The organism is Vicinamibacterales bacterium (assembly GCA_041659285.1).
In the GTDB taxonomy this organism is placed as follows: Bacteria; Acidobacteriota; Vicinamibacteria; order Vicinamibacterales; family UBA2999; genus 12-FULL-67-14b.
The window spans coordinates 285,562-301,792 of the sequence record JBAZYO010000001.1 but is presented as its reverse complement, the minus strand read 5'-3'; the positions used below and the strand labels follow the sequence as shown (position 1 = coordinate 301,792).

General features: G+C 66.9%; 10 protein-coding genes. 6 read left to right on the top strand and 4 right to left on the bottom strand.

Translation table 11 applies throughout. The features are described 5' to 3' along the window. Positions 1-164: 164 nt before the first annotated feature. On the top strand, positions 165-2,273 hold the full coding sequence (locus tag WC815_01350; GenBank protein ID MFA5907400.1) for a hypothetical protein: 2,109 nt from the start codon (positions 165-167) through the stop codon (positions 2,271-2,273). On the opposite strand, the gene WC815_01345 is transcribed toward WC815_01350, so the two are convergent. Continuing rightward, positions 2,194-3,441, bottom strand: a complete 1,248-nt coding sequence (locus tag WC815_01345; protein MFA5907399.1) for a VWA domain-containing protein — start codon at positions 3,439-3,441, stop codon at positions 2,194-2,196. The two genes, WC815_01350 and WC815_01345, sit on opposite strands and share 80 nt — an antisense overlap. A 21-nt stretch (positions 3,442-3,462) precedes the next feature. Here WC815_01345 and WC815_01340 point away from each other — a divergent pair, with 21 nt between their 5' ends. After that, a complete protein-coding gene (locus WC815_01340; GenBank protein ID MFA5907398.1) occupies positions 3,463-3,924 on the top strand; it encodes a hypothetical protein in 462 nt (153 codons plus the stop codon). Beyond that, complete coding sequence (locus WC815_01335) at positions 3,828-4,649, top strand: molybdopterin-dependent oxidoreductase (GenBank protein MFA5907397.1); 822 nt, start codon at positions 3,828-3,830, stop codon at positions 4,647-4,649. Before WC815_01340 ends, WC815_01335 begins: the two co-directional genes overlap by 97 nt. A 42-nt stretch (positions 4,650-4,691) precedes the next feature. Here WC815_01335 and WC815_01330 read toward each other — a convergent pair whose 3' ends face one another. The 3 genes from WC815_01330 to ilvD form a co-directional block, all read right to left on the bottom strand. Further along, positions 4,692-6,326 carry a tetratricopeptide repeat protein gene (locus WC815_01330; protein MFA5907396.1) on the bottom strand — a complete coding sequence of 545 codons (1,635 nt, stop codon included), beginning with the start codon at positions 6,324-6,326 and terminating at the stop codon, positions 4,692-4,694. A 116-nt stretch (positions 6,327-6,442) separates the two neighbouring features. After that, complete coding sequence (locus WC815_01325) at positions 6,443-9,973, bottom strand: TonB-dependent receptor (protein ID MFA5907395.1); 3,531 nt, start codon at positions 9,971-9,973, stop codon at positions 6,443-6,445. A 287-nt stretch (positions 9,974-10,260) separates the two neighbouring features. Continuing rightward, positions 10,261-11,928 carry a dihydroxy-acid dehydratase gene (gene ilvD / locus WC815_01320; GenBank protein MFA5907394.1) on the bottom strand — a complete coding sequence of 556 codons (1,668 nt, stop codon included), beginning with the start codon at positions 11,926-11,928 and terminating at the stop codon, positions 10,261-10,263. A gap of 113 nt (positions 11,929-12,041) precedes the next feature. Between ilvD and WC815_01315 the strand changes: the two genes are divergently transcribed. The 3 genes from WC815_01315 to moaA are packed head-to-tail and all read left to right on the top strand — an operon-like array spanning position 12,042 to position 16,210. Beyond that, positions 12,042-12,425: an RNA-binding S4 domain-containing protein gene (locus tag WC815_01315; GenBank protein MFA5907393.1), complete on the top strand. Its 384-nt coding sequence runs from the start codon at positions 12,042-12,044 to the stop codon at positions 12,423-12,425. A gap of 9 nt (positions 12,426-12,434) precedes the next feature. Beyond that, complete coding sequence (locus WC815_01310; protein ID MFA5907392.1) at positions 12,435-15,149, top strand: UPF0182 family protein; 2,715 nt, start codon at positions 12,435-12,437, stop codon at positions 15,147-15,149. Positions 15,150-15,193: 44 nt separating this feature from the next. Further along, positions 15,194-16,210: a GTP 3',8-cyclase MoaA gene (gene moaA / locus WC815_01305; protein MFA5907391.1), complete on the top strand. Its 1,017-nt coding sequence runs from the start codon at positions 15,194-15,196 to the stop codon at positions 16,208-16,210. Positions 16,211-16,231: the final 21 nt, after the last annotated feature.

The window sequence follows — 16,231 nt, the reverse complement described above, 5'->3', positions numbered from 1 at the left end:
AAGGTGGGGGTGGAAACAAGAACGGCTGAGATCAGGACGACAAGCCGTAAACAACACGCGTGACGGAAATTGGGTCTACACATCTTCATTTATGGTGGTGGTGTTACGACGAAAACCGATGCAGTGTACGCTAAGCCCCACTGGCATGACAATGGGATGACGCCATGATCGCCGCGATCACGCGACTGCTTCTTGTCTCTGGATGTATCTGCGCCGCCGCTGTGGCGGCCGCGCAGTCGCCCCCGCAGTTATCCAAGGACCAACGCACGCTGCTCCAGGCCATCGTCCTCGCGGTGGACGCCGCCGCCAGCCAGCCAGCCCGCAACGACAGCGCGTGGCCCGTACACGTGATGCGGGCCTCGGACGGCTCGCACTACGTCGCGTTTTCCGTGGAGCCGGAAGGAGCGATGAGACTGCCCGCGGGTCCGGTGATGTTGTACGTCCGGCTCGCGACCGCCACGCCCGGCGTCGTCACCACGATGACGGAGCGATCGGTCATTCGCGACTGGCTCGTCGGACGCCGGGTCGATCCGCGCATGCTGCCCGGCCGCGGCATCGCCATCGGCGAAATGCCCGCGTTTGGCCCGGGCGCCATTGGCGTTCGCGGCTCCACGCCGTCCACCGGATCGATGGACCTCAAGTTGATGGCACTGGAGCGCGAGCGCGCGCGCCAGGAACAGGAAACGCGCGACAAGCAGCGGCGCGCCGAGCTCGAAGGCAAGGCCGTCGGCCTGCGCGACCTGCTGCCGTTTGAAGACTTCGACCTCGCGTCGTCGTCGATCGCGGGCGACGGCACGCGCCAGATCAGCCGCGCCTTCACGGCCGGACCGGGCGAGTACAACGTGTATGTCGGCTGGACGGATCTCGCGGCGCCCAAGCCGGCGGCGGCGATCCACGTAATGAAGCGCGCCTTGAGCCTGCCGCCCGCCACGATCCTGGACCTGACACTGAGCAGCGTGATCGTGGCCGACGCCGTGGCGGCGCGGGCGGCTCCGTATCCCCCGGCCCAGCAGGCGGCGCATCCCTACGCCATCGGCTCCACCGACATCACGCCGGCACGCGACACCGTGTTCACGCGCGACGAACGGCTCGCGGTGGCGTTCCAGATCATCAACGCGCGCCCCAACGTCAGCGGGAAGCCCGACGTCACCGTCGGATTCCGCATCGTTCGCATTGACGGCGACCGGGAGGTGCAGGTCGCCTCCCTCAATTCGCAGTCGTACACCGAAGCGACGATGCCGGCCGATTTCGACTTGCGGCTCGGCCATCCGCTGTTTGCCGCGGTGGCGGCGCCGCTCGCCACCGTGCCGCGCGGCGACTATCGGTTGAAGATCGCCGTCAACGATCGCGTCGCCGGCACCGCGCGAACCGCTGAAGCGGAGTTCCGCGTGGTCGGCACGCCGCTGTCGCTGTTGACCGAGGCCCCGCCGCTCGGCCCGCCGTTCCGGCGGGAGGCGGCGCTCGACGCCCGTGTGTTGTCGGCGGTCGTGCAGGCGCTCACGCCGCCCGCGCCGTCACCGGCCCTGCGCCGCGCCCTCGACACCGCCGCCGCAGGCAAGTTCATCGACCTGCTCGTGGAAGAGCCGGTGGCCCAGGCCGAACAAGGCGCGCGCACCGGGCTCACCGGACTCGCGCTCTACTCGGTCGGCGATGCCTCCGCCGTGGTGCAGTTTCAGCGGGCGATGGCCCTCGGCGCGCCCGCCGGGCCACTCCAGTTCCTGACCGGCGCCGTGCGGGCCACGCAGAACCGCGACCCGGATGCGATCACGGCCTGGTTGTTGGCCACCGAAGCGGGGCTTCCCTCGTCCGTAGCGGCGCCGTTCCTGGTTGACGCGTACTTGCGGCGCGGGGATGGCACGCGGGCGGCCGCCATGGTGTCGGCGGAGCTCGCCGGCCGGCCGGCGGACGGCCCGTGGACCAGGGCCCTGGCCGCCACGCACCTGGCCACCGGCCGTGATCGTGACGCCATTGCGGTGCTGGACGCCAGGCTGGCCCAGGCGCCGGATGATGCAGATGCGAGATGGCTGCTGCTGCAAGCGCTCTACGGCAGCATCGTCCGAGGAACCAACCCACCGGGCAGTCGCGCCGATGGCGACCGCTTCATGACGCTCGCCCGCGCCTACCTTGCCGAAAGCGGACCACACTCGGCGCTGGTAGCGGAGTGGGTCAAGGCGGTTCAGAACCTTTCCGAACCTATTTCTTCTTGGGCTGCACCGGCGCCGGCGGCTTCCCTTCCGTCTTCAGCGAGTACGCCCGGCGCGACGCCACGGTGACGTTCGGACGGTCCACTTTCACCTCCAGCGTCCGCGTGCGTCTCGACGGGTCGGGGTTGGTCGAGTAGAAGCCAAGCACGTAGTAATCGCTGGTCTCGGCGTCGATGCGCTTGAACTCCGACGCGTAGTCGTTGGTGTTGACCACCGCAAATCCGCCGGTTTCCTCAGCCATGTAGCGCAGCGTGCTGGTGGTCTTCTGGAGGTGCGTGCGCCATTCGCTCTGGTCCGCGGACGACGCCAGATCGACGACGCCCGCGAGGCCTCGCGGGTCCACGGTATAGAGCGTGGCATTGGCCCGGTTGGCCGACAGCGTGAGTTCGCGCATCAACCGGTGCAAGTCGATGTCCGCGGTGACGGCGCTCAGGCGGAAGTACGGGTTCTCTTCGTCATTCATCGTGCGCAGGGGTTCCGCGAAGCGGCCGCCCTGCACGCGATCCCGTCCGGCGCGGCCTTCCGCGAACGGATCGAAATCGTAGCCGTTGCTGATGTAGATCACGGCCTTCCGCTTATTGGTGACCTGTTCGAGGTCGTACAGGATGCTGTAGGCCGTGTAGAACGCCGTCTGGGCCCGCGCCCGGATGTCGGCGGGCCCCTGCGATGTCTCGAGCATCTTGAAGATCTCGGCGGGAATCAGTCCGGTGCCGCGCACCTTGCCCACCGCCTCCATCATCATCTTCTTGTCGTAGGTCGGCCCGATGCTGATGTACGACGGACCGCTCGACACCAGGGCGACGAGATCGCCTTCGTGGATCAGGGTGTCGCCGATTGTCTGCAGCAGCTTGCGCACGTGCGGCGACATTTCGGGGTCGAAGTGGAGATCGTCGACGAAGATCAGGAAGACCCGCCCCGCGGTGTCGTCGACGCGGCGGCGCGCCGGCGGCAACACGATGCCTTCCGGCGCCGCGGCCGCCGACCCAGGGGTCATGAGATTGAACGTCCGGCCGCCCTGGACGAGAAAGAACGACGTCACGACTTGCGGCTGTCCATCTTCGAGCAGGGTGAAGTTCTCGCGCGTCAGGTCGGCGACAAAGCGGCCCTTGTCGTCGCGCGGGATGACGTCGGTGCTGACCAGCGTGACCCCGGTGCGAAACGTCGGCTGCTGCGCGGTCACCGCCACCGTCCCGGCTACCGCGGCAATGCCGGCGGCCACTGCAAAGCTGAACTTCATGAGGACAGTATAATGGCGCAAATGCATCCGACTCGACGACAGGTTCTGGGCGCCCTTGCTGCCGCCGGCGCGGCCACGCTGGTCGAACCGGGCAAGGTCCTCGCCAGGCTCGCCGCGGAAGTGCCCTGCACCGCTTCAGCCCCAGCGGGTGAACTCCTGGGCACCCTGCCGTTGTTTCGCGACCGGTCCCAAGTGCAGGCGTTCGGCGTCAAGTATGGCGGCGCCGGGCTCGATGCCCGCCTCGTCACCGACCTGTCGCTACTCGAGCCGGGCAAGCTGATCACGTCCAACGAGCTGGCATACATCCGGACCGAGATTCCTGCCGCGGCGGCCGCTCACACCGCCCCTGGACTATCGAAACCACCGGCCTTCTCGCCAGGGACGGCATGCTCGATCTCGACGCGATCCACAAACAAGCGAAGCCCATGGGGCCGCACCTGTTCGAATGCTCCGGCAACGCCAACCCCTCGAACTTCGGGTTGATGAGCGTGGCGGAATGGGACGGCGTCCCGCTTGCCGATGTCGTGGCCCGGTTGAAGCCCGCCAAGGACGCGACCGCGGTGCTGGTGAGCGGCTTCGACCACATCGGCCAGGTTTCGCAGCGCTCCATCGTCGGCGCCAGCTGGGTGTTTCCGCTGTCGTCGCTCGACAAGCTGGGCGCCCACCTGGCGGTCCGCATGAACGGCGAGCCGCTGCCCGCCGATCACGGCAGGCCCGTGCGCCTGGTCGTGCCCGGCTGGTACGGCTGCACTTGGATCAAGTGGGTCAACGAAATCCGCCTGGTCGGCCCCGATGAGCCGGCGACGACGCAGATGGTGGAGTTTGCGAACCGGACCCATCAAGCCGAGCCGTACAAGTTGGCGAAAGACTACACGCCGGCCGACATCCAGACCGCGGCCACTCCCGTGCGCGTGGAAAAGCGCCGCACCGCATCGGGCATCGAATACCGCATCGTCGGGATCCTGTGGGGCGGGGCGAAGGCCGTGGATCGCCTGGCCATCCGGTTCAAGAAGGACGCGGAGTTCCAGCCGTTCGCGGTGTGCCCCACGCCCAAGACGCACACGATGTGGTCGCTGTGGGAATACCGGTGGAAGCCGACCGAGCCTGGCACCTATGACATCGCGTTGCGCGTCGCCGACGCCTCGATCCCCCAGCGTCGGCTGGAGACGGGATACTACATGAGGCAAGTGAAGATCGACGAAGTGTGACGGGAGGGCAATTCCCGTCGGGATGACACCTCCTGCCGGGAGCTATCTGACCGCGTCGCGCGCCTCGGCAACCTCGGGAAGCCCGGGGTCGGCGAGGCGGTAGTTGGCGAGAAAGCGTTTGTATGTCGCCTTCGCCGACGCGGCGTCGCCCGAGTTGCGATACGCGCGGGCCAGCCCCAGCACCGCCTTGCTGCGATTCGGCGTCCGCGCCAGCGCACGGTCGAACCAGACGGCGGCTTCCTTTGGGCGTCCGGCCTGCAAGAGGAGGTCCCCGTACAACTCGTCCGCACCCTTGACCGGGAACGGCCGCCCAATCGGCTTCGGCATCCTCGCCTGCAACGCCGCGGCCCGGTCCATCATGGCAAAGGCCTCGGTCCGGCGGCCCTGGGCAAAGAGGTCCACGGCTTCCATCTCCTTCAGCATCACTTCTGCCTGCTCGCGCAGTTCGGCGGGCTGGCCGGGTCCCGCGGCCCCGCGTAACTGTTCGATCACGGCGGCCACTCGCGCCGCGTCGCCCAGGTTCACGGCGCTGAGGCCCAGCGCCAACAGCTCCTCGATGTTGTCGAACGTGGTCTGGCCCTTCATCTCGCCCCAGCGCCCGCTCTCGATGATGTAGCGGGCACGCATCGAGGCGCGGTCGTTGCGCAAGGCGGCCACGCCACTCCCTCGCCCAATCTCGCTCTCCCCGTAACCGTGCCCGCCGGCGTGTTGGGGGCTTGGGGCCTGTGGCTGGAGGCCTGGGGACAGCTTCATTCCCTCTTCCACCAAGGCGATGGCCTCCTTCGTCTTTGAGAACCGTCCCTGCTGCGTCCACTCGTATTGCAGCCACGCGAGGCTGTGATAGTCACGGCTGACGATGGACAAGCCACGCCGCTTCGCCCAGGCGATCGACGCGTTCCACGAGGCCTCATCCGACAAGGCCGCCTCGTCCCACAGCCCGGCCTGCAGAAACGAATGCGCCGGCATGTGGAGTGCGTGGCTCGCGGCCGGCGCGATCTTCGCGTAGGCGCGCGCGGCCGGCAGCCCCTTGGCCGCCAGGCTCGAATGGTCGTAGGCATGCAGAATGTAGTGCGCCGCGCCGGGATGATTCGGACTGCGGGCGAACACCTTCTCGGCGATCGCGCCGGCCTGCCGCCGGATCGGCAACGAGGCGTCGCCACGGGGCATCGTGGCCAGGAGGGCCAGCGCGTAGAAGGTCTGCGCCTCATCATCCGCGGGATTCTCCGCCGCTACCGTGGCCATAGCCCTGGCGTGGGCCGCCGCCCGGGCGGGCTTGTCGCCAGGCCCGAAGAGCGCCTCGACGGCGCGCATGAAGCCTTGCTCCCGCGCGGTCTTCGCCTTCGCGATCCTGGCCTCGGGCGACGGACCCAGCCTGGCCAGTGCCGCGCGCCCTTTCGGGACCTCTTCGAAAAACCACAGCGGCTGGCTGAAGCTCATCGCCTCGCCCCAATACGCCATCGCAAAGTCGGGGTCGATCTTCTGCGCCGCGCGGAACGCGTCGATGGCGTCTTCGTAGCCAAAGCTATGGAGCCAGGCAATGCCGCGCTGGAAGTCGGCTTGCGCCTTGGGACTGCCGGAATTCGTGAAGGTGGCGCGGCCCAAACCGGGCCCAGATTGCGCGAGGGGCGAGACGAGGGCGGCAACGGCCACCATGAGCGCAAGAGCGAGGCGTCGCATTGGGAGAATGGTACTACGAGGTTCTGAACGGGTTCTGAACCTTTCCGTACAAGCGAAAGGCCTGAAGTTCGGGAGCATCTGCTCCCGAACCCCAGGCCTTGAGTGTTACGTCCGCCTTAGAACGACAGGCGGAAGGTCAGCTGCGTCAGGCGCATGAAGCCCGACTGCGTCCGGATCTGCCCGAAGGCCGAGCTGCCGAACGTGTGGATGGGACCGCGCACCTTGACGGTGTTGGTGAGGTTCAGCACTTCCAGGCGAACTTCGCCGCGGACCTTGCTGCCGAAGCGGAGGGCCTTGTTGGCCACGAAGTCCCAGTTGTTGCGAGCCGGGGTCCGCACGCTGCCGTCGGTCCGGGGCGAGGTGCCGAGCGTGAACGCTGCCGGCGTGCTGTAGGCCGCGCCATTCAGCCAGAGGCCGGTGCCGCATTCGCTGATCTTGCAGGATGCGCCGGCAGCCGGCGCAATGCGCTCGAAGTCGGAACCGGTCGTGGCCTGTTCCGAGCCCGTCAGGTTCACGCGCTGCATACGCGTGAAGATGTTGGTGTTGTTCGTGCTCGACGCGATGGCAATCGGGAAGCCGCTCTCGATCGAGACGATCGACGAGAGGGTCCAGTCGCCCAGGATTCGCGCGGCGATGCCGTTGGTGGCCCACCGCTTGCCCTCACCGAACGGCAGTTCGATGATCGGCGAGACCGTGATCTTGTGGGGCACGTCCAGCAGGCCGATCGAGTACTCGGCATCGAGGTCGTAGGCATTCAGCATTTCGGTCGTGCTCCGCGAGAAGAAGTTGCCCTCGCCGAACTGGTTGTCCTTCAGCTGACTGTAGGTGTAGTTGACGCGACCGCCCCAGCCGTTACTGACGCGCTTCTCGAACTTGAGCACGGCAGCATGGTACTGGCTCTTCCCGAGCGTTGACTGACGCATCAGGATGTCGTTGAACTGCGGGAACGGACGGAGCAGCTCGCGACGCTGAATCGTCGGGCTGGTCACGCTCTTGCCCTGCCCGGCCGGCAGGCCGAAGAACGGATTGGCCACCTGGTCGAGCAGCGCGGAACCCAGCGACAGGTAGCTGGGGTTCACCTGGTTGATGTTGATGATGCCGTCGTTCGAGCCGCCGAGGCCGAGATCGCGGCCGGTGGCACCCACGTATTCGAAGCCCACCGCGATATTGCCGGGCAGTTCGCGCGAGAGGTCCACCGAATACTGCTGGACGTAAGGCGCCTTCTTGTCCTGATCGATGAACTCGATCTGGCTGCCAACGCCGGTCATGGCGCCGAGCGCGTTGCCCACCGGCTGGTCAACACCACGGGGGAACGGGTTGTCCACGGTCACCGTGGGCTGGAACTGCCCCTGGCTGATGAACGTGTTGCGGCTGTAACCGATCTGGCCGTAGTTGGCCGAACCGACGCCCTGGTAGTTCCACGGCGCCCAGTAGACGCCGTAGCCCGCGCGGATGACGGTCTTGGGGTTGAAGGAGTAGACCACGCCGAGGCGCGGCGACACTTTGAGCGAGGGCGGATTGCCCTGGTACTCGTTGGCGCCGTTCTGTCCGGCATACACGAGGCCGCCGCGAACCGGCGCGCCATTCACGGTGACGGCGCCGAGGGCGCCGCCGGGGTTCAGCGTGCGATCGAACGCCACGGTGAAGCCGTTGTTCTCTTCCATCAGGCCCGACTCGTTCTCGAGGCGAAGGCCGTAGTTCAACGTCAGCTTCGGACCGACGCGCCAGTCGTCCTGCGCGTAGCCGCCGAGGTAGTGCACGAAGGCATTGAAGGGGGTCGAGAGGCCGATGCGGCTCTGGTTGCCCGAGTCACCCGAGGGGTAGCCCAGGAGCATGCTGGCCAGCGCGTTACCGGAGGGCGTCGCCCCGCCGGTGCCGTTCGAGAGCGCATTCGACGAGGTGTAGTAACGGTCGAAGTTCAGCACACCCGCGCCGCCCGAGAACGACTGCGTCTTGGTACCGATGGTCCGATAGTCCACGCCCACCTTCACGGTGTGGCTGCCGAGCAGCTTGGAGACCGCGCCGTTGGCACCCCAGGAGTACCAGTTGCGGGGCGTCGGGTCGATCGCGCCCATGCTGTCGTAGTCGGTGGCGGTCACGATCGGGAACTTCTTGACCTGCAGGCTGTTCAGGTAGTTCGAGCTGAAGCCGAGCGTCGATGGGTCGTACTCGGTCGCCAGCGTGTCGTCGTCGATGAAGCGCGTGTAGCCGTAGCGCAGCGTGACGACGGTGTTGTTGCTCGGCAGCCAGGTGTTGTTCAGGGCGACCATCTGGACACGGCGGGCCAGCAGGTAGTCGTTCGGGTCGATCGGGTTGTGCTCACCGGGCGTCCAGAAGTTGGAGCACGGCTCGTCGGTCTTGTTATAGAGGTAGAAACCCGACAGCGAGATCTTGTCGTTGATGCGGTGATCGACCTTCGCGGTGTACATCATCGCGAAGTCCTTGACCTGCGCGTCGGTGGAGTAATTGGCGCTGCCGTTGCTGACATCGCTCTTCGGCGCCGGGTACGACCCCGCGATGGCCTTGCCCACGGAATTGATGCGGTTGGCCGGAATGACGTTGCCCGGGAACGGCGTCCGGCCGTTACCGGAAGCATCACCGGTCAGCGGATCGTAAATTACGACCAGGCGGCCGGAACTGTCGGTCGTCTGCGAGAAGTCGCCGTTGCGCTCGCGGCTGGTCGGGAAACGGACCGAGCCATTGCGGGTCGTGTTCGACGAGTAGCCTTCCTGGCCGTACCAGAAGAAGGTGCGGTTCTTGATGATCGGGCCGCCGAAGCCGCCGCCGCCCAGCTGGAACTTGATGTCGGGCAGCGGGGAGTCCGCCAGCTTCGAAAAGAACCCGTTGGCCGCGCCCCACTTCGGGCGCGCCTGGTAGAAGCCGCTGCCGTGGAAGTCGTTGCCGCCGGACTTGGTCGCCACGTTGAACGTGCCGCCGCCGGTGCGCCCGGTTTCCGCGTCGTACTGGTGGACCTGCACGTTGACGCCTTCAAGCGACTCGATGCTGGGGTTGGCCGAGGCGCGGTTGCGCAGGTCGGTGACCGGCACGCCGTCGACGAGGTAGTTGTTGGCGCGGCGCGCGCCGCCGCCGAGCGACAGGAGCGACGCGTTGGTCTGATCCTGCTGGCGGTTGAACTGCGCGTCGCCCGAGGCCACCACGGTGGGCACCGTCACGGCGAAGAGGAACGCCGAGCGGCCGCCGCTGGGCAGCGTTTCCAGCTGGCGCGAGTCGATCACGCCGCCGGTTGAGGCGTTCGACGTGTCAATCAGCGGCGCCTCACCGGTCACGGTGATGGTCTCCTGCAACTGGCCGACATCGAGCTTGATGTCCATCGTCACGAACTGCTGCGTGGCGACGCGGATACCCTTGTTCTCGAAAGTCTTGAAGCCGGTCAGCTCCGCCTTCAGGGTGTAGACGCCCGGGGGTACCGCCGAGAAGTTGTAGCCGCCCTGCTCGTTCGACACGGCGTCACGCGACGCGCCGTTCGATTCGTTGATGAGTGTGACCGTCACGCCCGGGACGATACCGCCCGAGTCACTCACCACTCCGCGCACACCGCCCGTGAACGTCTGCGCCCACGCCGTGCTCGCAACCAGTGGAACCATCAGCAGTGCCAGCAGGCACCACCGCGACAAAGAATTACTCATACTCGCTTTCCTCCAAATCGAAGAAGTCCGCCGCCAGCCGCACCCGGCGTCACAGACACAACGCAGCCGCAGAGATCAAGCCAATTACAACGAGCGAGCCTCTTGAGACGCTTTGCTAACAAAGATGCGGGAGTGTAGGTCACCCAGCTTCGCCTTTGCAAGCTTTGTACGCATGGGATGGCCGACACTCGCGTCACTACGAAATTTTGGATATTCATTGCGCCGGCGACCGCCCGTTCCGACAGTTGCGTCGCCCTTTGGGGCGAAATTGCACATTTTTGTCGGCCCTAATCCGTCACCGCCCCCTTGCTTGCGGTTGACACCTGCCGCGCGTACTTGGCCAGCACCCCCCTGGTGTAACGAGGCTTGCGCGGACGCCACGCCGTGCGGCGCGCGCGCCACTCCTTGGCGGTGATGTCGATCCCAAGAGTGCGCGTTCTGGCATCGATGGTGATGCGGTCGCCGTTCTTCACCAGCGCCAGCGGTCCGCCCACGAACGCCTCCGGGGTGATGTGCCCGACGACGAAGCCGTGCGTGCCGCCGCTGAAGCGGCCGTCGGTAATCAGCGCGACCTCGGCGCCGAGGCCGCGTCCCATGATCGCGCTGGTCGGCGACAGCATCTCGCGCATCCCGGGTCCGCCTTGCGGCCCCTCGTAGCGGATCACCACCACGTCGCCCTTCTTGATCTTGCCGGCCAGGATCGCCGCCAGCGCCGCCTCTTCGCGGTCGTAGACGCGGGCGCGGCCGCTGAAGCGCTCGCCTTCCTTGCCGCTGATCTTGGCCATCGCGCCGTCGGGCGCGAGGTTGCCGCGCAGCACGACGAGGTGGCTGTCTTTCTTGATGGGGTCGGTCACGTCGCGCACGACCAGTTGCCCGTCGGGATAATCCGCGGTGCCGCGCAGGTTCTCGGCGAGGGTGCGGCCGGTGACCGTCATCGCCTCGCCGTGCAGCAGGCCGGCGTCGAGCAGGCGCTTCAGCAGCGGCGTCAGGCCGCCGATCTTGACCAGCTCCGCCATCACGAACTTGCCGCTCGGCTTGAGGTCGGCCAGCACCGGCACACGCTTGCCGATGCGCGTGAAGTCGTCGAGCGTCACCTTGACTTCCGCGGCGTGCGCAATCGCCAGCAGGTGCAGCACCGCGTTGGTCGAGCCGCCGAGCGCGATCACGGTGGTGATGGCGTTCTCGAACGCCTTGCGGGTCAGGATGTCGCGCGGCCGCAGGTTCGCCTGCACCAGCTTGACGACCGCCGCGCCCGCGCTGGCGCAGTCGCGCTTCTTGTCGTCGGAGATCGCCGCCTGCGCCGAGCTGTTGGGCAGGCTCAGGCCGAGCGCTTCAATGGCCGAGGCCATCGTGTTGGCGGTGTACATCCCGCCGCACGAGCCGGCCCCGGGACACGCGTGCTGCTCGAGGTCCGCCAGCGCCGCGTCCGACAGCGTGCCCGCCGCGTGCTGCCCCACCGCTTCGAACACCGAGACGATGTCCACCGGCCGATTCTGGAAGATGCCGGGCAGGATGGTGCCGCCGTAGACGAACACCGACGGACGGTTCAGGCGCGCCATGGCGATCACGCACGCCGGCATGTTCTTGTCGCAGCCGCCGATGGCGACCAGCCCGTCCAGTCCCTCGGCGCCCATCACCACTTCGATCGAGTCGGCGATCACCTCGCGCGACACCAGCGAGTACTTCATGCCCTCGGTGCCCATCGAGATGCCGTCCGACACGGTGATGGTGTTGAAGATCGACGGCTTGCCACCGGCGCCACTGACGCCGTCGGCGGCATGACGGGCGAGCGCGTCGATGTGCATGTTGCAGGGCGTGACCTGGCTCCAGGTCGAGCACACGCCAATCTGCGACTTCTGGAAGTCGGCGCGCGTGAACCCGACGGCGTGCAGCATGGCGCGCCCCGGCGCGCGTTCAGGGCCGTCGAGCACGAGGGATGAATTCGGTCGCTTCATGGATGCCATTGGCCAGTAATCATAAAAGGAGATCGGAAGATCAGGAGAAACTAACTTGAGTTCTTCTGAGCTCCTGACCTTCTGTTCATCTCCTCCGCTTGTATGATTCTCCGGTGGAATCCGTCCGGCTCGACGTATGGCTCGACGTCGCGTGCGTCTTCAAGACCCGATCGGAGGCGACCAAGGCATGCCGGCTCGGCAAGGTCAGCGTCAATGGCGCGACCGCCAAGCCGCACCGCCTGGTCAAGCCCGGCGACCTGCTCGTGGTTCAGCGCCCGATGGGGCGCAAGCAACTGCTCACGGTGCTCGGCCTGGCCGACAGCCACATCTCCAGGGCTGAGGCGCGGCTGCTGTACGAGGACACCTCCCCCAAACCGACGGCGGAAGAGATCGAATTGCGCAAGCTCGAGCGTATCTATCGGGCCGCGGCGACACCTCCCACCCGGCCCGACCGCGATCAGCGGCGGACGCTGCGGAGGTTGAAGCGGGGGGAGTAAGATGCCCCCGTGCCCTTACGGATCCTGATTCTCTTCCTGGCGGGAGCGATCTTCTTCGTCCTGCCCTTCTCGGTCGACTTCCTCACCGACTGGCTCTGGTTCGGCGAAGTCGGGTTCCAGGACATCTTCTCCACTGAAATCTCGGCGCGCGCCGGCATGGCGGTGACGGTGTTCGTGGCGGCCGCCGCCTGGCTGACGGTTCACGTCCGCATCGCCCTGTCGTCCATTTCCCCGGCCCCGATCACCTTCACGACGCGGGAAGGCTTCAGCGTGGCACTGCCCACCCGCGATCAACTGCGGCCGCTCGTCATGCTCGCCGTCGTGGTCGCCGCGTTCCTGTTTGCGTCCTACGCCTCCAGCCAGTGGATGACGGTGCTCACGTGGTGGTACCAGGGGCCGTTCGGCAAGAGCGATCCGATCCTCGGGCACGATGCCAGTCTCTACATCTTCACCTTGCCGGCGCTCGAGCTCGCGCGCGGGCTGGCGATGGGCCTGGTCGTGATCGCCGCCGCCGGCGCCGGCGCGCTCTACGTGGCCGCCGGGCAGATGGCGCTGACGCCGTTCGGCGTCCGCGTCGAACCGCGCGCGAGCCGCCACCTGACGTGGCTGGCGGCCGCCTTCTTCCTGGTCCTCGCGCTGGGCGCCTGGCTCGGCCGCCTCCACGAAATCGTAATGCCGTCGGGCATCATCCAGGGTGCCAGTTACGCCGACGTCTACGCGCGCATGCCGGCCGCCCTCGCGCTGGCGGCCGCGGCAGTGGTGGCCGCCGGCCTGGCCGCCGCGTCCGCGGTGCGCAACTCGCGCGGCCTCCTGATCGCCGGCGCCGCCCTCTACGGCATCACCCTGCTCGGCGGCGAAGGCTACGCCACCATGCTGCAGCGCTTCGCCGTGACGCCCAACGAGCAGGTCCGCGAAACGCCGTTCATGGAATACAACATCGCCGCCACCCGCGATGCCTTCGCGCTCAACCAGATCGAAGAGCGCGAGTTGCCCGGTGACGCGGCGCTGACCCGCGCCGATCTCGAGGCCAATCGCGGCACGCTCGACAACGTGCGGCTGTGGGACCACCAGCCGCTGCTCGAGACGTTCGGGCAGATCCAGGAGATCCGCACCTATTACGACTTCGTCTCGGTGGACAACGACCGCTACATGATCAACGGCAAGAACCGGCAGGTCATGCTCTCGGTACGCGAGCTGAACCCGGCGGCGCTGCCCAACCGCACGTGGGTCAACGAGCGCCTGGTCTTCACGCACGGCCACGGCCTCACGCTCGGCCCCGTGAACGAGGTCACCAGCGAGGGCCTGCCGGTGCTGTTCGTCCGCGACCTGCCGCCGGTGACCACCGTCGACATCGACATCACCGAGCCGAGCATCTACTTCGGCGAGCTCGCCGGCGACTACATCATCGTCCGCACCCGCGCGCAGGAGTTCCATTACCCGAAGGGCGAAGACAACGTCTACAACCAGTACGCCGGCACCGGCGGGATTCCGATCAGCTCGCTGTGGACGAAGCTGTTGTTCGCCGCGCGGTTCCGGTCGTACCAGATTCTGCTGAGCGACGACATCACCAGCGAGAGCCGGCTGATGTTCGATCGCCAAATCCGGCGGCGCGTCGCCAAGATCGCGCCGTTCCTGGTGTTCGACGACGACCCCTACCCGGTGGTCAGCGGCGGCCGCATCTTCTGGATCCAGGACGCCTACACCACGACCGATCGTTACCCGTACGCGACCGCGGCCGGCGGCGTGAACTACATCCGCAATTCGGTCAAGGTGGTGGTGGACGCCTACCAGGGCACGGTGCAGTTCTACCTGTCCGAACCCAACGACCCGATCGTGCAGACCATCGCGCGGATCTTCCCGACGCTGCTGCGCCCGCTCAGCGAAATGCCGGAAGACCTGCGCCACCACGTGCGCTACCCGGAGGGCATCTTCCAGATGCAGTCGTCCGTGTATGCGACCTACCACATGACCAATCCGGCGGTCTTCTACAACAAGGAAGACCAGTGGGAAGTACCCGCGGTGGACAGCAGCGGCGAGACCCGGCGGATGGAGCCGTACTACGCGATGATGAAGCTGCCGGGCGAGAACGACGCCGAGTTCATCCAGATGCTGCCGTTCACGCCGCGGCGGCGCGACAACCTCGCCTCGTGGATGGTGGCGCGCAGCGACGGCGAGCACTACGGCAAGCTGCAGGTGTTCCAGTTCCCCAAGCAGACGCTGGTCTTCGGCCCGCAACAGGTGGTGGCGCGCATCAACCAGGACCAGGTGATCTCGCCGCAGATCACGCTGTGGAGCCAGCAGGGCTCGCAGGTGATCCAGGGCACGCTCATGGTGATTCCGATCGAGCAATCACTGATCTACGTGCGTCCCCTCTACCTGCGCGCGCAAGCCGGCCGCATTCCTGAACTGACCCGCGTGATCGTCGCCTACCAGAACCGCATCGTCATGGAGCGGACGCTCGACGAGGCGATTGCGAGACTGTTCGGCGATGCCGACCGCGCCCCCCGCGCGGCGGCGACGCCGGCCGCCACGCCGGTGGCCATGGCTGGTGCGCCGCCCGTCCCGGCCGCGACCGGCGCCGCCGAGTGGGAGCGGATGGCCAGCGAGGCCCGTTCCACCTACCAGCGCGCGCTCGACGCGCAACGTGCCGGCGATTGGGCGAAGTACGGAGAAGAGATCAAGCGCCTCGGCGAGTTACTGGAACGGATGAAGCAGCCTCGATAAGGCGCCTGGGGTGCCTCAGGCACCTTAGGCACTATGATCAAGCCGTGCCCGTCCTCGACGTCCACCAACGTCCGCTTCGCAACCTGCGCTTGTCGGTCACCGACCGCTGCAACCTGCGCTGCCAGTACTGCATGCCGGAAGCCGACTACCTGTGGCTGCCGCGCGAAGACATCCTGCAATTCGAGGAAATCGACCGGCTGGTCGATCAGTTCCTGCTGCTGGGCGTGGACAAGGTGCGGCTCACTGGCGGCGAGCCGCTGCTGCGCCGCGACCTCCCGGCGCTGGTCGAACGGCTGGCGGCGAAGCCGGCGATTCGCGACTTCGCCATGACCACCAATGCGGTGCTCCTTGCCGGCGCGGCCGCGGACCTCAAGGCCGCCGGGCTGCATCGCCTGACCGTCAGCCTCGACACGCTCCAGCGGGATCGCTTCATCAAGCTGGCACGGTTCGACGAGCTCCCGCGGGTGCTCGCCGGCATCGACGCCGCCGTGGACACGTTCCCGGGATTCAAGATCGACTCCGTCGTCATCCGCGGCGTGAATGACGACGAGTTGATTCCGATGCTGGAGTTCGCGCGTGAGCGCGGCGCGGAAGTCCGGTTCATCGAGTACATGGACGTCGGCGGCGCCACGTCGTGGTCGATGAACCAGGTGGTCTCGCGTCAGGACATGCTGACGACGATCGCGGCCCACTACGGCATGGTCGCAGCGCTGGACGAGTCGTCGGCGGCGCCGGCCGAACGCTTTCGGCTGCCTGACGGCACCGTGTTCGGCATCATCGCCTCGACCACCGAACCGTTCTGCAAGTCGTGCGACCGCAGCCGGCTGACGGCGGACGGGCTCTGGTATCTCTGCCTTTACGGGCCACGGGGCGTGGACCTGCGCGGGCCGCTCCGCGGCGGGGTGAGCGATGAGGCGTTGCGGGATCTGCTGACCAGCGTGTGGCACGCGCGCACCGACCGCGGCGCCGAAGCACGGCTGTCCCTGCGCGAGCGCTCACTGATTCCGGTGAACACGCTGCGCCGGGATCCGCATCTGGAGATGCATACAAGAGGCGGCTAGGGGTCTGACCCCGAGCAAGGA

What these genes read in the sequence shown, in the direction of transcription:
- WC815_01350 (MFA5907400.1), top strand. Translation starts at nt 165, where the DNA reads ATGATCGCCGCGATCACGCGACTGCTTCTTGTCTCTGGATGTATCTGC.
- WC815_01345 (MFA5907399.1), bottom strand. Translation starts at nt 3,441, where the DNA reads ATGAAGTTCAGCTTTGCAGTGGCCGCCGGCATTGCCGCGGTAGCCGGG.
- WC815_01340 (MFA5907398.1), top strand. Translation starts at nt 3,463, where the DNA reads ATGCATCCGACTCGACGACAGGTTCTGGGCGCCCTTGCTGCCGCCGGC.
- WC815_01335 (MFA5907397.1), top strand. Translation starts at nt 3,828, where the DNA reads ATGCTCGATCTCGACGCGATCCACAAACAAGCGAAGCCCATGGGGCCG.
- WC815_01330 (MFA5907396.1), bottom strand. Translation starts at nt 6,326, where the DNA reads ATGCGACGCCTCGCTCTTGCGCTCATGGTGGCCGTTGCCGCCCTCGTC.
- WC815_01325 (MFA5907395.1), bottom strand. Translation starts at nt 9,973, where the DNA reads ATGAGTAATTCTTTGTCGCGGTGGTGCCTGCTGGCACTGCTGATGGTT.
- ilvD (MFA5907394.1), bottom strand. Translation starts at nt 11,928, where the DNA reads ATGAAGCGACCGAATTCATCCCTCGTGCTCGACGGCCCTGAACGCGCG.